Genomic DNA, 14,564 nt, shown 5'->3' on the forward strand with positions numbered 1-14,564 from the left:
AGTGCCGAGCCATGCTCGGCAGAAGCTTTCCCGATAGCCCAACCCAGCATGGCTCAGCTCTACCAAAGGCTCCGCGCGAGGAGCCCCGGGTACGCTGCACTTACCCGGGCTACGGCGGAGCCAGCAATCGGTAGTGCCGAGCCATGCTCGGCAGAAGCTTTCCCGATAGCCCAACCCGGCATGGCTCAGCTCTACCAAAGGCTCCGCGCGAGGAGCCCCGGGTGCGCTGCGCTTACCCGGGCTACGGCGAAGCCCGCAACCGGTAGTGCCGAGCCATGCTCGGCAGAAGCTTTCCCGATAGCCCACCCCGCATGGCTCGGCTCCACCAAAGGCTCCGCGCGAAGAGCCCCGGGTGCGCTGCGCTTACCCGGACTACGGTGGCGCGGATTGCCGGGCCAAGGAGCGCCCGGCACTGGCCATGGAATGAAGGGAATCACTTTCTTTCTGCCCCGTCAGAACATGCATGGCGCTGGCTGCGCGCGGCCGACGAATGCCGCTTGCCGGACGCATATTGCTATGTAAATATAGCTATATGCAAATACACAAATCACCGCCCGCCGATGTCACGGCCTTCCGCCACAGCCTGATTGCCCTCACCCGCCGGCTCAAGGATGTGCACCGCTCGGATGCGGAAACATGGTCCGAACTGATGGTACTGACGGCCATCCAGCGCCTCGGCATTACGGCCACGCCCACCAGCATCGCCAGCGAACTGAGCCTGCGCTCGTCCAACCTTGCTCAGCTGTTACGCGAGCTCGAAGCACGTGGACTGCTGCAACGGCACCCGGACCCGGACGACAAACGCCGAGTGAGCCTGTCCTTGAGCAAGCCTGGGCTTGCCGTAGTGCAGCAGACCCGAGCGCGCCGCGACGGCTGGTTGAGCGAGGCCATGGAGGCCAGCTTGTCGGCCAAGGAACAAGCGCTGCTGTTGCAGGCAGGCGCGCTGATGCAGCGGCTTGCACAACACAAGTCGTCCAGCGACAGCTGAACCCAAACACCGCCCAACAGGAAGCCCAATGTCCCTGCGCCGTATCAATCACGTGGTCCTGTCGGTTGCCGACCTGGACCGTTCCACCGCTTTCTACCGCGATGCATTGGGCCTGGAGCTGGTCAGCACGCTGCCAGCACAGGACAACTGGAAGGAAATGCGCTTCTTCCGCGCCCCCGGCAGCTCCAGCAACCACCACGACCTGGCCATCATCGCCAACGCGACCCTGCCACTGCCCGGCTGGGGCCAGCCCTCGGCACCGGGTTTGTTCCACTTCGCCTTCGAGCTGGGCACCATCGGCGAGCTGCAGCAACTTGGCGCGCGCCTGAAACAGATCGGCGCCTGGGTGGAGGAAATCGAGCAGCCGATGCATCTGTCGGTCTACACGCGCGACCCGGACGGTTTGGCCATCGAGATCGTCTGGCGCACCCCCAACGCCGATTGGACCTATGAGGATCTCTGGCGCCGCCCGCTGGACTACGACACCGCCGGGCAACGCTGGGGCGCCGCGCTGGCAACGGGCTCGGCGGCAGGCGAAGCGGCTTGAGCCCGCCTGCTGATATGCACTGACCGGTCACCCTGTCCGTTCCGCGACGGTGTCCGGGATCGCGCAGATACGCACTGTTTCGTAGAAATGTCAGATTTTTCCGGTATTTCCGCACTGGCATACCGGTAGCACCTTTAGAATCAGGGCATCCCCCCAACCCCACCCAGCGAGCCCTGATGCACCATGACACCGCCCTGATCAACATGATTGCCATTGGTTTGGGCCTGGCCTTCGTGCTTGGCGCCCTGGCCAACAAACTGCGGCTGTCGCCGCTGGTGGGCTATCTGATTGCCGGTGTCATCGTGGGACCGTTCACGCCAGGCTTTGTCGCCGACCAGGCGCTGGCCAACCAGTTGGCCGAGATCGGCGTGATGCTGCTGATGTTCGGCGTAGGCCTGCATTTCTCGTTGAAGGACCTGATGGCGGTCAAGGCCATCGCCATCCCCGGCGCCATCGGCCAGATCCTGGTCGCCACCCTGCTGGGCTGGGGTGTAGCCACGCTGATGGGCTGGCCGGTGCTGCACGGTGTGATTTTCGGTTTTTCGCTGGCCACCGCCTCCACGGTAGTGCTGCTGCGGGCAATGGAAGAGCGCCGCCTGCTGGAAACCACGCGCGGCAAGATCGCGGTGGGCTGGTTGATCGTCGAAGACCTGGCCTGTGTGCTGGCACTGGTGATGATGCCGGTGATCGCCGAGGTGTTCGGTCCCGAGGCGACTGGCAAGACCCTGTCCATCGGCGGGCTGATGGCCTCGATCGGCTGGACCTTCGTGCAGTTGGGCCTGTTTGTTGCGGTGATGTTGGTGGTCGGACGGCGGGTGATCCCGTGGGTGCTGGAACGCGTGGCCGGCACCGGTTCGCGCGAGCTGTTCACCCTGTGCGTGCTGGCCATTGCCCTGGGGGTAGCGTTTGGTGCGGCGGCCTTGTTCGGCGTGTCCTTCGCGCTGGGCGCATTCTTCGCCGGCATGATGCTCAACGAATCGGAGCTCAGCCACAAGGCAGCGCATGATTCGCTGCCGCTGCGCGACGCGTTCGCGGTGCTGTTCTTCGTCTCGGTGGGCATGCTGTTCAACCCGATGATCATCGTCGAGCACCCCTGGCAGGTGCTGGCGACGGTCGCGATCATCATGGTCGGCAAGTCGGCGGCCGCCTTCTTCATCGTGCGCGCCTTCAGTCACTCCAAGAGCACCGCGCTGACGATTTCCGCCTCGCTGGCGCAGATCGGCGAGTTCGCTTTCATCATTGCCGGGCTGGGCGTGGCGCTGAAGATCCTGCCCCCCACGGGGCAATCGTTGGTGCTTGCCGGCGCGCTGGTGTCGATCATGCTCAATCCGGTGGTGTTCGGCCTGCTTGACCGCTGGCAGGCGCGCCACAAGGAAACAGCACCGGTGCCGGAAGTCCCGGATATCCCGCCGGGTCCGTCGCTGGACCTGCAGGATCACGCCATCGTGGTCGGCTATGGCCGCGTCGGCAGCGAGTTGGCCCAGGTGTTGCGGGAACGCGGCGTGCCGGTGTTGGTGATCGACGACAACCGCGAGCACGTGGAACGCGCGCATGCGGCCGGCATCCCCGGCATCCGCGGCAGCGCCGCGTCCGACAAGGTGCTGGCCGAGGCCCATCCCGAGCGTGCCACCATCGCCGTGCTGGCCATCCCGCAACCGCTGGAATCAGGCGAAGTGCTGGCCAAGCTGCGCGCCATCAATCCCAACCTGACCCTGCTGGCCCGCGCCCACAGCGATGCCGAAGTGAAGCACCTGTTGGCCCACGGCGCAGACGGCACGGTGATGGCCGAGCGCGAGCTGGCCTACTCGCTGGCCGAGATGATCATGTCCACCCCGCCCTACCGCAGCCTGCGCCGCGGCGTGCCTCAGCCGGCAGCGAGCGGCACGTAGATATCGGCACGCAGGATGGCCTCGGGGACTTCCTCGGGGTCATCCAGGAAGTGGTAATGCAGCGGCGCATCGCGCAAGGCATGGCCGCTGCCGGGCAACCAGTCGCGCAGCAGTTGATCGGTGGCCTCTTCCAACAGCGAATAGCTACCAACATGGCGCAAGCGCGCCATGCGCCCGCCGCCCAGGACCAGACGCTGCAAGGATTCCGGCAATGTCGGCAGGTCGGCATCCAGCGCCAGCGCGCAATCAAACAGCAGCTCATCGGCCGGCACCTCGCGGTGATCACCCAGCGGCATGCCGATCAGTTGTTGCAGCTGTTCGATCAGGCCCTGCTCGGCTGCCCAGCCGAACAGCTCGCCGAACACGTGATCCAGATCATCGAAGGCACCTTGCGCCCGCAGCGCCACCACTTCGAAGGGTTCCAGGGTGACGACTTCCACGCTCAATGGCGGCGCCTTGTCGGCCACCGGCAGCGGCCGTGACAGCTGCTCGATGCAGGCCGCCAAGCGCTGCCGATCCAGACGAAGTTCACTGGCGCTGGCGTCCACGCTGTCGCGCAACACCCGCGCCAGCGCCTGCGGCGTGTCGTAACCGGCCAGCAAGGCGATCTCGGTAACGCTGGCATCGCTGTGCGCCAGCCGCTGCAATGCCTTGACCAGGCGCAGGCGCTGCACGGTACGGCCGATGGTTTCACCGGTCAGCGCGCGATACACGCGATGAAAATGGAACGGCGAGTAATGCGCGATGGCAGCCAGTGCATCCAGGTCAGGCAAGGGCCCGCCGGCATCGATGCTTTGCTGCAGGCAGCTGATGACCCGGTCCAGTCGTGGCAACTGCGTGACATTGGCTTTCATTGCGATATCTCCTTGGTAAGTGAAGCCATTGCAACGCATGCACTCAGCGTTGGCGTTTCCGATCTTGCGCAGCATCCGCCTCGGCGCCCGGCAACCGCGCCAGGTGATCCTGCAGCAGGACGATCGCCTGCCGCACCTTGGCTGGCTGGGTCTGCCGATGCGGGGTGACCGCCCAGACCGGCAGCGCCGGCACTTCCCACTCCGGCAACAGCCGCTGGAGGCTGCCGGCCTCCAGCAAGGGCGCGGCATCCAGGCTGGTCAGCACCGCTACCCCCAATCCGGCCTCGCACAGACGCAGTACCGCCGGCTGGTTCTGGCTGGCGATACGCGGATGTGCAGGCACCAGGCGTTCCTCGCCGCTTTCGTGGTGGCGCCAGACCAGGCCTGGCACCTGCGGCATGCCCAGCCATTCGGCGGCCGACACCTGCAAGGGATCGCTGGGCAGGCCATGCAATTGCAACCAGGCCGGTGACGCGCACGGCCAACGCTGCAGGCTGCCCAGGCGCTGCGCCATCCAGTCACTGTCCGGCAACTGGCCGAAGCGCAGCGCCAGATCGATGCGCGCCTGCAGCAGGTCGGTCCAACCATCGTCAAAGAACAGGTGCAGGCGCAGCTGCGGGTTGTCGTGCAGCCACGCACCCAGGGCCGGGCCTATATGCGCGGCCATGCCCAAGGGCGCGGACAGGCGCAGCTCGCCGCTGGGCGCGTGGCGGGCGGCCGACAGTTCGGCCTCGGCCTCGCCAGCGGCATCCAGCAAGCGTGCGCAGGCCGCGTAATAGCGGCTTCCGACGTCGGTCAGCGCCAGCCGCCGGGTCGAACGATGCAGCAGCGCAACCCCGGCATCCTGTTCCAACGCGCGTAGCTGCTGGCTGACCGCCGAGGTACTCATGCCCATCGCCCGCGCTGCCGCACTCATCGAGCCGTGCTGCACCACCTGGGCAAACAAGGCCATCCGTTTGACGCTGTCCATGGACCACCTCCGTGCCGCCATTGTGAAGCACAGCTTCAAGGTCATTGTGATTTTTTGCGACTGCCGCCGGCGCCGGGTTCGGCGGACACTGGCCTCATTCCCCGCCCCAAGGACGTTCCCATGAAAGTTGCCCTGATCGGTGCCACCGGCTTTGTCGGCAAGGCCGTGCTCGAAGAACTGCTGGCCCGCGGCCACGACGTGACCGCGCTGGTGCGCGACCCAGCCAAGCTTGAAGCCCGCCCGCGGCTGCAGGTGGTCAAGGCCGATGTACTCAATGCCGACGAAGTACGCAATGCCGTCACCGGTGTCGACACCGTGATCAGCGCCTACAACGCCGGCTGGGCCAACCCGGATCTATACAACGAGTTCATGCGCGGCACCCGTGCGATCGTGGCCGGCACCAAGGCCGCAGGCGTAAAACGCTACATCGTGATCGGTGGCGCCGGCAGCCTGTATGCGCCGGACGGCACCCAGCTGGTGGATTCGCCGAACTTCCCGGCAGCGATCTATCCCGGTGCCAGTGCAGCGCGTGATGCGTTGACCGAGTTGCGTAATGAAACCGCGCTGGCCTGGACCCAGCTGAGCCCGCCGGTAGCCTTCCATCCGGGCAGCCCCACCGAGCGCACCGGCAAATACCGGGTTGGCAGCGATACCCCACTGAGCACCGGCGATGGCCCGGGCACGATCAGCGCCGCCGATCTGGCAGTGGCGATCGTCGATGAGCTGGAAGCACCGAAGCATGTGGGCACGCGGTTTACGGTTGCCTGGTGAGTTCCCTGCGCTAGGAGCTTGCCCTCACCCCAACCCCTCTCCCGTGAACGGGAGAGGGGCTCAGAACGCGTCGGCTGCTAGTGCACTAGCCCCTCTCCCGCTTGCGGGAGAGGGGTTGGGGTGAGGGGAAGCTTCTAACAAGCAAACCTGCCCTTGATCTGCCTTTAAAGTTCTTGATCTGCTCCTCAAGCCCCAGCCAAGGCCTGCTCCAGATCCGCCAGCAAGTCATCGATATGCTCGATGCCCACCGACAGCCGCACGGTGTCCAGCGTTACCCCCGCCTTCTCCAACTCGGCCTCATCCAACTGCCGATGGGTGGTGGAAGCCGGATGCGTCGCCAAGGACTTGGCGTCACCCAGATTCACCAATCGCGTGAACAACTGCAGCGCATCCAGAAAACGCGCCCCAGCCTCACGCCCACCAGGCAGACCAAAGGTCAGCACACCCGAGCCCTGCCCGCGCAGATACTTCTGCACCAGCGCATGCTCCGGATGGTCCGGCAATGCGGCGTAGTTCACCCAGGCGACTTTCGCGTGCTTCTGCAGGAAGTTGGCCACCGCCAGCGTATTGCTGTTGATGCGGTCCATACGCAGCGCCAGCGTCTCGATGCCCTGCAGTATCTGGAACGCGTTGAACGGCGAAATCGCCGCGCCCATGTTGCGCAGCGGCACCACCCGCGCACGGCCGATGAAGGCCGCCGGGCCCAACGCCTCGGTATAGACCACACCGTGATAACTCACGTCGGGGGTATTGAGGCGCGGGAAGCGCTCTTTGTGCTCAGCCCACGGGAAACGACCGGAATCGACGATGGCACCGCCAAGGCTGGTGCCATGGCCGCCGAGATACTTGGTCAACGAATGCACCACGATATCGGCGCCAAAATCGAAGGAACGCTGCAGGTACGGCGTGGCCACGGTGTTGTCGACAATCACCGGCACGCCATGCGCATGCGCGATCTTAGCGATGGCTTCGATATCGGTGATGTTGCCGCGCGGATTGCCGATGGATTCGACGAAGACCGCCTTGGTACGTTCGTCGATCAAGGCGGCGAAGGCCTGTGGATCGCGGTAGTCGGCGAAGCGGGTCTGGATGCCGAACTGCGGCAGCGTATGCGCGAACAGGTTGTAGGTGCCGCCATACAGCGCACTTGAAGCAAGGATGTTGTCACCGGCCTCGGCAATGGTCTGGATCGCGTAGGTGATGGCTGCCTGGCCGGAGGCCAGCGCCAGCGCGCCGATGCCACCTTCCAGCGCAGCGATGCGCTTTTCCAGCACATCGGTGGTGGGGTTCATGATGCGGGTGTAGATATTGCCCTGCACCTTGAGGTCGAACAGATCGGCACCGTGCTGGGTGTCGTCGAAGGCGTAGGCAACGGTCTGGTAGATCGGCACCGCGACCGCACGGGTGGTCGGGTCGGGCGAATAGCCGCCGTGCACGGCGATGGTTTCAGGCTTCCACTGCGGGTCGGTCATCGGAGCGCTCGGTAGGGAGTGACCGCTGACGATAGCCGAGGATTGATGGCAACCGGGCGACGGTTGCAGGGGTTACTTGTGCGCGATTGGCATCAGCTGATAAGCACACCGGGGGCCGCCGGGCACGCCGACAGCCCCGTTGGCAGATCAGGGCTTGGCGGGGACGGCGCGGGGGCAAGGGTGTGCACTGCCCTGCTCATCGCAGAGCTGCACCTTGCTCAGGTACTGCACCCACGGCACCACCTGCTCAGGCTCCGGAGCAAAGCGATACGCCTTCTGCACCACGTAAAAATGGTCCGCACCCTGGATGCCCTTGAACCAGGTGTACTCGGGCTTGCCGCTGGCCGGATTGTTCGGGCAGGTAAGCATCAGCAAGGCAAAGGGATAGCCGTTCTCCTGGCCCTCCCGGATCCAACTGCTGACGCCGTCCGGGCAGGCGCCCTTCCAGCCACGTTCGATGAAGCCCAGGAACTCGCGCGGGGTGGCATGTACGCCAGGACGGGAGGCGGTGACGGTCAGCATCTCCGTCCATTGCTGGACGTTCTCCCCCGTGGGCACGTACTCCCACAAGCGCGCACCGTCAGCCTCGGTGTTCTCGAACGCCTTCACATAGCCTGGCGCCTGTGGGCGCAGCAATTGTTCACTGCCCGAGCTCTGTGCAAACGCGGCCGGTGCAAACAGCAAGGAGGCGAGCAGCGGTGCAATCACGTATCGCATTTGATCTTCCTTATCCATGGAGTGCCCGGGCTTCCCGCTGGGGAAAGCCCGGGCCTGCAACCTAATCCAAAGGCCGCTTGCAGCATGTGAATCGGTGTAGCGGCGGGCACCGGGCCGCGCCGCCGCACCCCTGCGATCAGCCCTTGCCAAACTGCAGCTGGCCACCGCCACCGGCTTCCATCTTGATGGTGTCGCCGCTGACGAACTCGCCGGACAGGATCTTCTGCGCCAGCGGGTTTTCCAGCTGGGCCTGGATCGCACGCTTCAGCGGACGTGCGCCATACACGGGATCGAAGCCGACATTGCCGAGCACATCGAAGGCCGAATCGGCCACATCCAGACGCAGGCCCCGCTCGCCCAGCCGCTTCTCCAGACCACGCATCTGGATGCGTGCGATCTGCTTGATCTGCTGCTTGTCCAGCGGGTGGAACACCACGATGTCGTCCAGCCGGTTGATGAACTCCGGACGGAAGTGCGCCTGCACCACGCCCATCACCGCGGCCTTCATCTGCATATAGGCCTCCGGGCTGTCGTCGCCGCTCATGTCCTGGATCTGGTGCGAGCCCAGGTTCGAGGTCATCACGATGACAGTGTTGCGGAAATCCACGGTACGGCCCTGGCCGTCGGTCAGACGACCGTCATCCAGCACCTGCAGCAGGATGTTGAAGACATCCGGATGCGCCTTCTCCACCTCGTCCAGCAGGATCACGCTGTAGGGGCGGCGGCGCACCGCCTCGGTCAGGTAGCCACCTTCTTCGTAGCCCACATAACCCGGGGGCGCACCGATCAGGCGCGACACGCTGTGCTTCTCCATGAACTCACTCATGTCGATGCGCACCATCGCGTCGGGCGAGTCGAACAGGAAGTCGGCCAGCGCCTTGGTCAGCTCGGTCTTGCCGACGCCGGTCGGGCCCAGGAACAGGAACGAGCCACTCGGGCGGTTCGGATCGGACAGGCCGGCACGCGAACGCCGCACCGCATCGGAGACCACGCGGATCGCTTCTTCCTGCCCAACCACGCGGTTGTGCAGCATGTCTTCCATGCGCAGCAGCTTGTCGCGCTCGCCTTCAAGCATCTTGCTGACCGGGATGCCGGTCCAGCGCGAGACGACCTCGGCAATTTCCTCGTCGGTCACCTTGTCCTGCACCAGCTTGAAGTCCTTGCGCTCCACTTCCTGCGCGGCCTGCAACTGCTTTTCCAGGTTCGGCAACAGGCCGTACTGGATCTCGCTCATCTTGGCGAAATCCTGGCGGCGCTGTGCAGCCTCCAGATCCAGCTTGGCCTTCTCCACCTGCTCCTTGATCTTGGTCGCGCCCTGCAGCGCAGCCTTTTCCGACTTCCAGATTTCGTTGAGATCGGAGAACTCACGCTCCAGCGTATCGATGTCGCTATCCAGATCGGCCAGGCGCTTGCGCGAGGCGTCGTCCTTCTCCTTCTTCAGCATCTCGCGTTGGATCTTGAGCTGGATCAGGCGGCGTTCGAGACGGTCAAGCTCCTCCGGCTTGGAGTCGATCTCCATGCGGATGCGCGAGGCCGCCTCGTCCATCAGGTCGATGGCCTTGTCCGGCAGCTGCCGGTCGGTGATGTAGCGGTTCGACAGGGTCGCCGCCGCAACCACCGCCGGGTCGGTGATCTCCACGCCATGGTGCACCGCGTAGCGCTCTTTCAAGCCACGCAGGATGGCGATGGTGTCCTCGACCGTCGGCTCACCGACAAACACCTTCTGGAAGCGGCGCTCCAGCGCTGCGTCCTTCTCGATGTACTGGCGGTATTCGTCCAGCGTGGTGGCGCCGATGCAATGCAGCTCGCCGCGCGCAAGCGCCGGCTTGAGCATGTTGCCGGCATCCATCGCGCCCTCGCCCTTGCCGGCGCCGACCATGGTGTGCAGTTCGTCGATGAACAGAATGATCTGACCTTCGTTCTTGGACAGGTCATTGAGCACGGCCTTCAGCCGCTCCTCGAACTCACCGCGGAACTTGGCACCGGCAATCAGCGCGCCCATGTCCAGCGACAGCACGCGCTTGCCGCGCAGGCCCTCAGGCACTTCGTCGTTGATGATGCGCTGGGCCAGGCCTTCGACAATAGCGGTCTTGCCCACGCCGGGTTCACCGATCAGCACCGGGTTGTTCTTGGTACGGCGCTGCAGCACCTGGATGGTGCGGCGGATTTCCTCGTCGCGGCCAATCACCGGGTCGAGCTTGCCGCTTTCGGCGCGCGCGGTCAGGTCGATGGTGTACTTTTCCAGCGCCTGGCGCTGTTCTTCGGCGTTTTCGCTTTGCACGGTTTCTCCGCCGCGCAGCTTGTCGATGGCGGCTTTCACTTTGTTCTTGTCGGCACCGGCAGCGCGCAGGGCCATGCCGGCCGGGCCGCCATCGTCCACCGCCGCCAGCAGGAACCACTCGCTGGCGATGAACTGGTCGTTGTGCTGCTGGGCCAGCTTGTCGGTGTTGTTGAGCAGGCGATTGAGATCGTTGCCCATCGACAGGCTACCGGCCTGGCCGGATACCTTGGGCAGCGCATCCAGCGCCTCGGTCAGGCGCTCGCGCAGCACCGGCACGTTGACGCCGGCCTGGGCCAGCAAGGGCCGGCTGCTGCCACCGGGCTGATCGAGCAGCGCGCTGAGCACATGTACCGGTTCAATGATGTTGTTGTCGCGGCCGACTGCCAGGGACTGCGCGTCGGACAGCGCCTTCTGGAAGTTGGAGGTGAGCTTGTCCATCCGCATGGGTCTTCTTCCTCAAAGTTGGGAGGCCAGCATTGCTGGCGATACTGGTTCAGATGCGGTTGCAATGGCGTGATTCAAGGGCGTCATGCGCCGCTGTTCAGCTGCATCGGGCACCTCCAGTATCGCCAGCCCCACCCGCCGGACATTGATTCAACGCAAGCGGCGGCCAGGCTCAGCCGCGGGTGATTGCCGCGCGCACCGCCCGCAGCTGCTGTTTGACCGCCCCCTGCTGGGCTGCATCCATGCGCAGCAAGGCTTTCTGCCCTACCGACAGCGATTGCAGTGCAGGATCAACAAAACGGTAGCGACCTTTGCCGTCGGCGACCACCGCCAGCGGCCGGGCCGGTTCCGGGGCCTGCAGCAGGTGGTCGATAACCGCAACCAGGCGGTCATTGAAATGGCCGTCGGGGTGGCCGCTGTCGCGGTAGGCCTGCTGCACCAGCGGATAGAAGCGTTTGTATGCGGCTGCCAAGGTACCGGCATCGGCAGCGATGAATGCATCTACCCAGGGGCTGTAGCGGGCCGCATTGGCTGCCGCCAACTGCGCCGCTTCGCCGGCCCCCGGCTCGACCATCAGGGTTCCCGGCAGGGGCCGCAGCGCCATCGCCGAAGCCGGCAGCGTGGGCTGGGTGAGATTGTCCACGTGCACCACCACGCGCTGGATCAGGTGCTCGCGCAGCAGCACGCTCAACACCTGGGCGGGGAACAGACCGCCCGCAGACTCCCAGGCGGATCCATCGCTGTCTGCCAACGCGGGCAAGGCGGGATCCGCCGCCGCATCGAGCGGATACTGCGGGGCCGCCGGCTGCGCCGGTTTGACCGGCGACGCAGCGGCAGGCGCTGCCGGGGCCGTCGATGGCGCAGCCACCTCCCCCGCTGTGTTGCGCAACTGCGCCACATCATCCTGGAACAGCCACCAACCAGCACCGCCGACGACAACGGCACCCAGCACAACCCACGGCCACACCGCTTTACGCTTTTCCATCACCTGCACCTCTATTGCATGTGATGGTGTGACCGGCCCGATCGCGGAGGGTTCCCCCTCCGCTTCACCGAGCGGTCAGCGCGGCTTCTGCAGCGACATCAGGCCGATCACGACAGCCAACACTGCATATGCCGCAGTCACCTGCAACGTGATGGCCTGGCGCAGGCCTTCCAGCTGCCACGGCAGATAGATGCCGCCGCGCGGATCGGTGGAGTGGATCACGCCGAAGGCGCTCAGCGCCGCGGCCACGAACAGCAGGCCCACCGCCACACCGGGGCGGCGTTCGATCAAGGCCACCAGCGCCGCTGCCCACAGCATCGCGGTGATGATGAAGCCATTGCCGAGCAACTGCAGCGTGGCCACATCCGACAGGCCGTGGCCGTCGACAGCGGCATACAACGCCGCCGCGGCATCCGGCGCCACCCAGCTGCCGAATTTGATGTTGATCAGGTAGGCGATGGCCGGCAGGAAGGCCAGCGCCACCGCGATGGCGTGCTCGCGCTTGGTCTGCTGGAAAGCCTGCACGGTGATGTCCAGGCCGACAAAGACGATGATCGGCGCCAGCACCGCCACCGGCAGCCACTGCACCAGCCCGGCAACCACGCCGAGCATGCCGCCGATGCCGATGAACAGGCCGGTCAGCAGCGTGTAGCCGGTGCGTGCGCCCAGCCGCTTGTAGGCCGGCTGGCCGATATACGGCGTGGTCTGCGCCACGCCGCCGCAGACGCCAGCCACCAGCGTGGCAATGGCTTCTACCAGCAGGATGTCGCGGGTGCGGTAGTCGTCACCGGCAGCGCGTGCGCTCTCGGCCACATTGATGCCGCCGACGATCATCAGCAGGCCGAACGGCAGCAACAGCGACAGATACGGCACGGTCAGCGGCAGGCCTTCAATAAAGCCCAGCGACGGCAGCGGCAAGGCCACCGCGAACGAAATTGCCGGCGGCCATTGGAAACCGGTCAAGCCGCCTGCAGCGCCCAGTCCGTAATACAGCGCCACGCCCACCAGCAGCGCGAACAGCACGCCCGGCAGGCGCAACGGCACCACGCCACGCGCGACCAGCACGTACAGCAGCACGCCCAGCGTGACCAGGCCAACCAATGGCTGGCGCATGCTTTCGATCAGCGGCAGGAAGCCCAGCAGGGTCAGCGCCGCGCCACCGATGGAGCCCAGCAGCGCCGCACGCGGCACGTGGCGGGTAACCGCATCGCCGACGAAGGACAGCACCAGCTTGAGCAGGCCCATCACCACCAGCGAGGCCATGCCCAGCTTCCAGGTGGCCATCGCCGCGGCCTGCGGGTCCATGCCCAGCTGCTTGAAGCCGACGAAAGCCGGGCCCAAGACCAGCAATGCCATGCCGATACTGGTGGGTGCATCCAGCCCCAGCGGCATCGCAGTGACGTCGTCGCGGCCGCTGCGTGCGGCCAAGCGCCGCGCCATCACCGTATACATCAGGTTGCCGATCAGCACGCCAAACGCAGTGCCGGGGAACATGCGCCCAAATACGACGTCGGCCGGGAACTGGAAGATGCCGATCAAGGCCATCGCGATGAAGCCGAGGATCGACAGGTTGTCGACCACCAGGCCAAAGAAGCCGTTGAGATCGCCGGCAACAAACCAGCGCGGCTGTGAGCGTGAAGCGGAAGAATTCATGGGGGATATCGTCAGGAAAGCGGGGCGATGGTAACGCTGGTGCAGACTTTCAGTTGGAACAAATCATTCGCTTGTCGGCAGTTTCACCCAGCCCAGCACCGGGCCATAGCGAGGATTCTGGTAGCGCAGCTGCAGCCAGCCGTCGGCTTCGTCCAGCAACTCGACGCGGTCGCCCTTGAGCAGGTAGCGCTTGGTCGAGGTGTCGCCGGCCGTGCTGTACAGCGGTAGCTTGTCTGGTACTACCGATGCGCTCCGGCCCGGCATCGGTGCGCCGTCCATGGGTGGGTCAAATGCGTTCCAAATCGCCGTTTCCAGGCGTTTGCCGGCGGTATCCCAGGTGCTCCATACCGTCAGTATTTCGGCATCGTCCTCCGCGCCCAGCGCCAACACCTGTGCCAGTGCGCCGGTGTCGATGAAGGCGTTGCGCATGGAGCGGAAGAGGTAGAGCTTTTCACCCTGGTAGCGGTAGAGGTCGGTGTACCACATCGGGCCGCTGCGGCAGCTGCTGCTGAGCGTGCGCGTAGCGGGATCAGGTGTCAGTGACCACAAGCCTTCGCAGCTGATCTCCGGACCCTCGGGTGCGGCCAATGCGCGAAACAGGCCACTGGCCGGCTCGTACAGGTAGACCGTGACCGATTCGTTGACCTGGCCGAGCGTGGCACTGCTATCCAGATCCTGATAGCCATCGAAGTTGTAGTCGGCATGACCCAGGCGCGTACCACCGCCCTCTTCATCGGTGGAGGCCGGCAACACCTGAGGCGATTTCGCGCGGTTGCTGCCAGCCTCTACATTGCCATCGCCCAGCAAGCGCGCATGCGCGGTCACGCCAGGGGCGACCTCGAACCGTATCTGGCTATCGTCAGCCGCAAGTAGCGGCGCCGACAACAGCGCAACGCTGGCCATCAGCAGGCAGCGGAGGAGGTTCCTCGGGCGGGGCTTGGATAGCAACGGCGTCATCGCGGATGGCTTCTGCAGTAGGAGGCTACGCGCAGG

General features: G+C 65.2%; 12 protein-coding genes. 4 read left to right on the forward strand and 8 right to left on the reverse strand.

What is annotated here, in order from left to right:
- Nucleotides 1-463 precede the first annotated feature (463 nt).
- The 3 genes from RT460_RS16045 to ybaL all read left to right on the forward strand — a co-directional run bounded on the left by RT460_RS16045 (nucleotide 464) and on the right by ybaL (nucleotide 3,424).
- Nucleotides 464-988: a MarR family transcriptional regulator gene (locus RT460_RS16045; protein ID WP_313320213.1), complete on the forward strand. Its 525-nt coding sequence runs from the start codon at nucleotides 464-466 to the stop codon at nucleotides 986-988.
- A 28-nt stretch (nucleotides 989-1,016) separates the two neighbouring features.
- Nucleotides 1,017-1,535: a VOC family protein gene (locus RT460_RS16050; protein WP_313320215.1), complete on the forward strand. Its 519-nt coding sequence runs from the start codon at nucleotides 1,017-1,019 to the stop codon at nucleotides 1,533-1,535.
- Between the two features lie 176 nt (nucleotides 1,536-1,711).
- Nucleotides 1,712-3,424, forward strand: coding sequence for a YbaL family putative K(+) efflux transporter (ybaL, locus tag RT460_RS16055; protein ID WP_313320216.1), 1,713 nt, complete (start codon nucleotides 1,712-1,714; stop codon nucleotides 3,422-3,424).
- Here the strand turns inward: ybaL and RT460_RS16060 are convergent.
- Together RT460_RS16060 and RT460_RS16065 are read right to left on the reverse strand one after the other, a co-directional pair.
- Nucleotides 3,400-4,278, reverse strand: a complete 879-nt coding sequence (locus tag RT460_RS16060; RefSeq protein ID WP_313320218.1) for a GyrI-like domain-containing protein — start codon at nucleotides 4,276-4,278, stop codon at nucleotides 3,400-3,402. The genes ybaL and RT460_RS16060 overlap by 25 nt on opposite strands.
- A 43-nt stretch (nucleotides 4,279-4,321) precedes the next feature.
- The gene (locus tag RT460_RS16065) at nucleotides 4,322-5,248 is read right to left on the reverse strand and encodes a LysR family transcriptional regulator (RefSeq protein WP_313320220.1); all 927 of its coding nucleotides are present in this window, start codon (nucleotides 5,246-5,248) and stop codon (nucleotides 4,322-4,324) included.
- A 120-nt stretch (nucleotides 5,249-5,368) separates the two neighbouring features.
- Here RT460_RS16065 and RT460_RS16070 point away from each other — a divergent pair, with 120 nt between their 5' ends.
- Nucleotides 5,369-6,019 (forward strand): NAD(P)H-binding protein, encoded by a 651-nt coding sequence (locus tag RT460_RS16070; protein ID WP_313320222.1) that lies wholly within the window; start codon nucleotides 5,369-5,371, stop codon nucleotides 6,017-6,019.
- Nucleotides 6,020-6,204: 185 nt separating this feature from the next.
- Here the strand turns inward: RT460_RS16070 and RT460_RS16075 are convergent, their stop codons facing one another.
- The 6 genes from RT460_RS16075 to RT460_RS16100 form a co-directional block, all read right to left on the reverse strand.
- A complete protein-coding gene (locus RT460_RS16075) occupies nucleotides 6,205-7,491 on the reverse strand; it encodes an aminotransferase class I/II-fold pyridoxal phosphate-dependent enzyme (protein ID WP_313320224.1) in 1,287 nt (428 codons plus the stop codon).
- A 147-nt stretch (nucleotides 7,492-7,638) separates the two neighbouring features.
- The gene (locus RT460_RS16080; RefSeq protein ID WP_313320226.1) at nucleotides 7,639-8,208 is read right to left on the reverse strand and encodes a hypothetical protein; all 570 of its coding nucleotides are present in this window, start codon (nucleotides 8,206-8,208) and stop codon (nucleotides 7,639-7,641) included.
- A gap of 136 nt (nucleotides 8,209-8,344) precedes the next feature.
- The gene (clpB, locus tag RT460_RS16085; RefSeq protein WP_313320228.1) at nucleotides 8,345-10,933 is read right to left on the reverse strand and encodes an ATP-dependent chaperone ClpB; all 2,589 of its coding nucleotides are present in this window, start codon (nucleotides 10,931-10,933) and stop codon (nucleotides 8,345-8,347) included.
- A 172-nt stretch (nucleotides 10,934-11,105) separates the two neighbouring features.
- Nucleotides 11,106-11,918, reverse strand: a complete 813-nt coding sequence (locus RT460_RS16090; RefSeq protein ID WP_313320231.1) for a DUF3014 domain-containing protein — start codon at nucleotides 11,916-11,918, stop codon at nucleotides 11,106-11,108.
- A 75-nt stretch (nucleotides 11,919-11,993) separates the two neighbouring features.
- Complete coding sequence (locus RT460_RS16095; protein ID WP_313320234.1) at nucleotides 11,994-13,571, reverse strand: hypothetical protein; 1,578 nt, start codon at nucleotides 13,569-13,571, stop codon at nucleotides 11,994-11,996.
- A gap of 63 nt (nucleotides 13,572-13,634) precedes the next feature.
- Nucleotides 13,635-14,474 carry an SH3 domain-containing protein gene (locus tag RT460_RS16100; RefSeq protein ID WP_313320236.1) on the reverse strand — a complete coding sequence of 280 codons (840 nt, stop codon included), beginning with the start codon at nucleotides 14,472-14,474 and terminating at the stop codon, nucleotides 13,635-13,637.
- Nucleotides 14,475-14,564: the final 90 nt, after the last annotated feature.

The sequence above is a fragment of the Stenotrophomonas sp. genome (assembly GCF_032061965.1).
In the GTDB taxonomy this organism is placed as follows: domain Bacteria; phylum Pseudomonadota; class Gammaproteobacteria; order Xanthomonadales; family Xanthomonadaceae; genus Stenotrophomonas.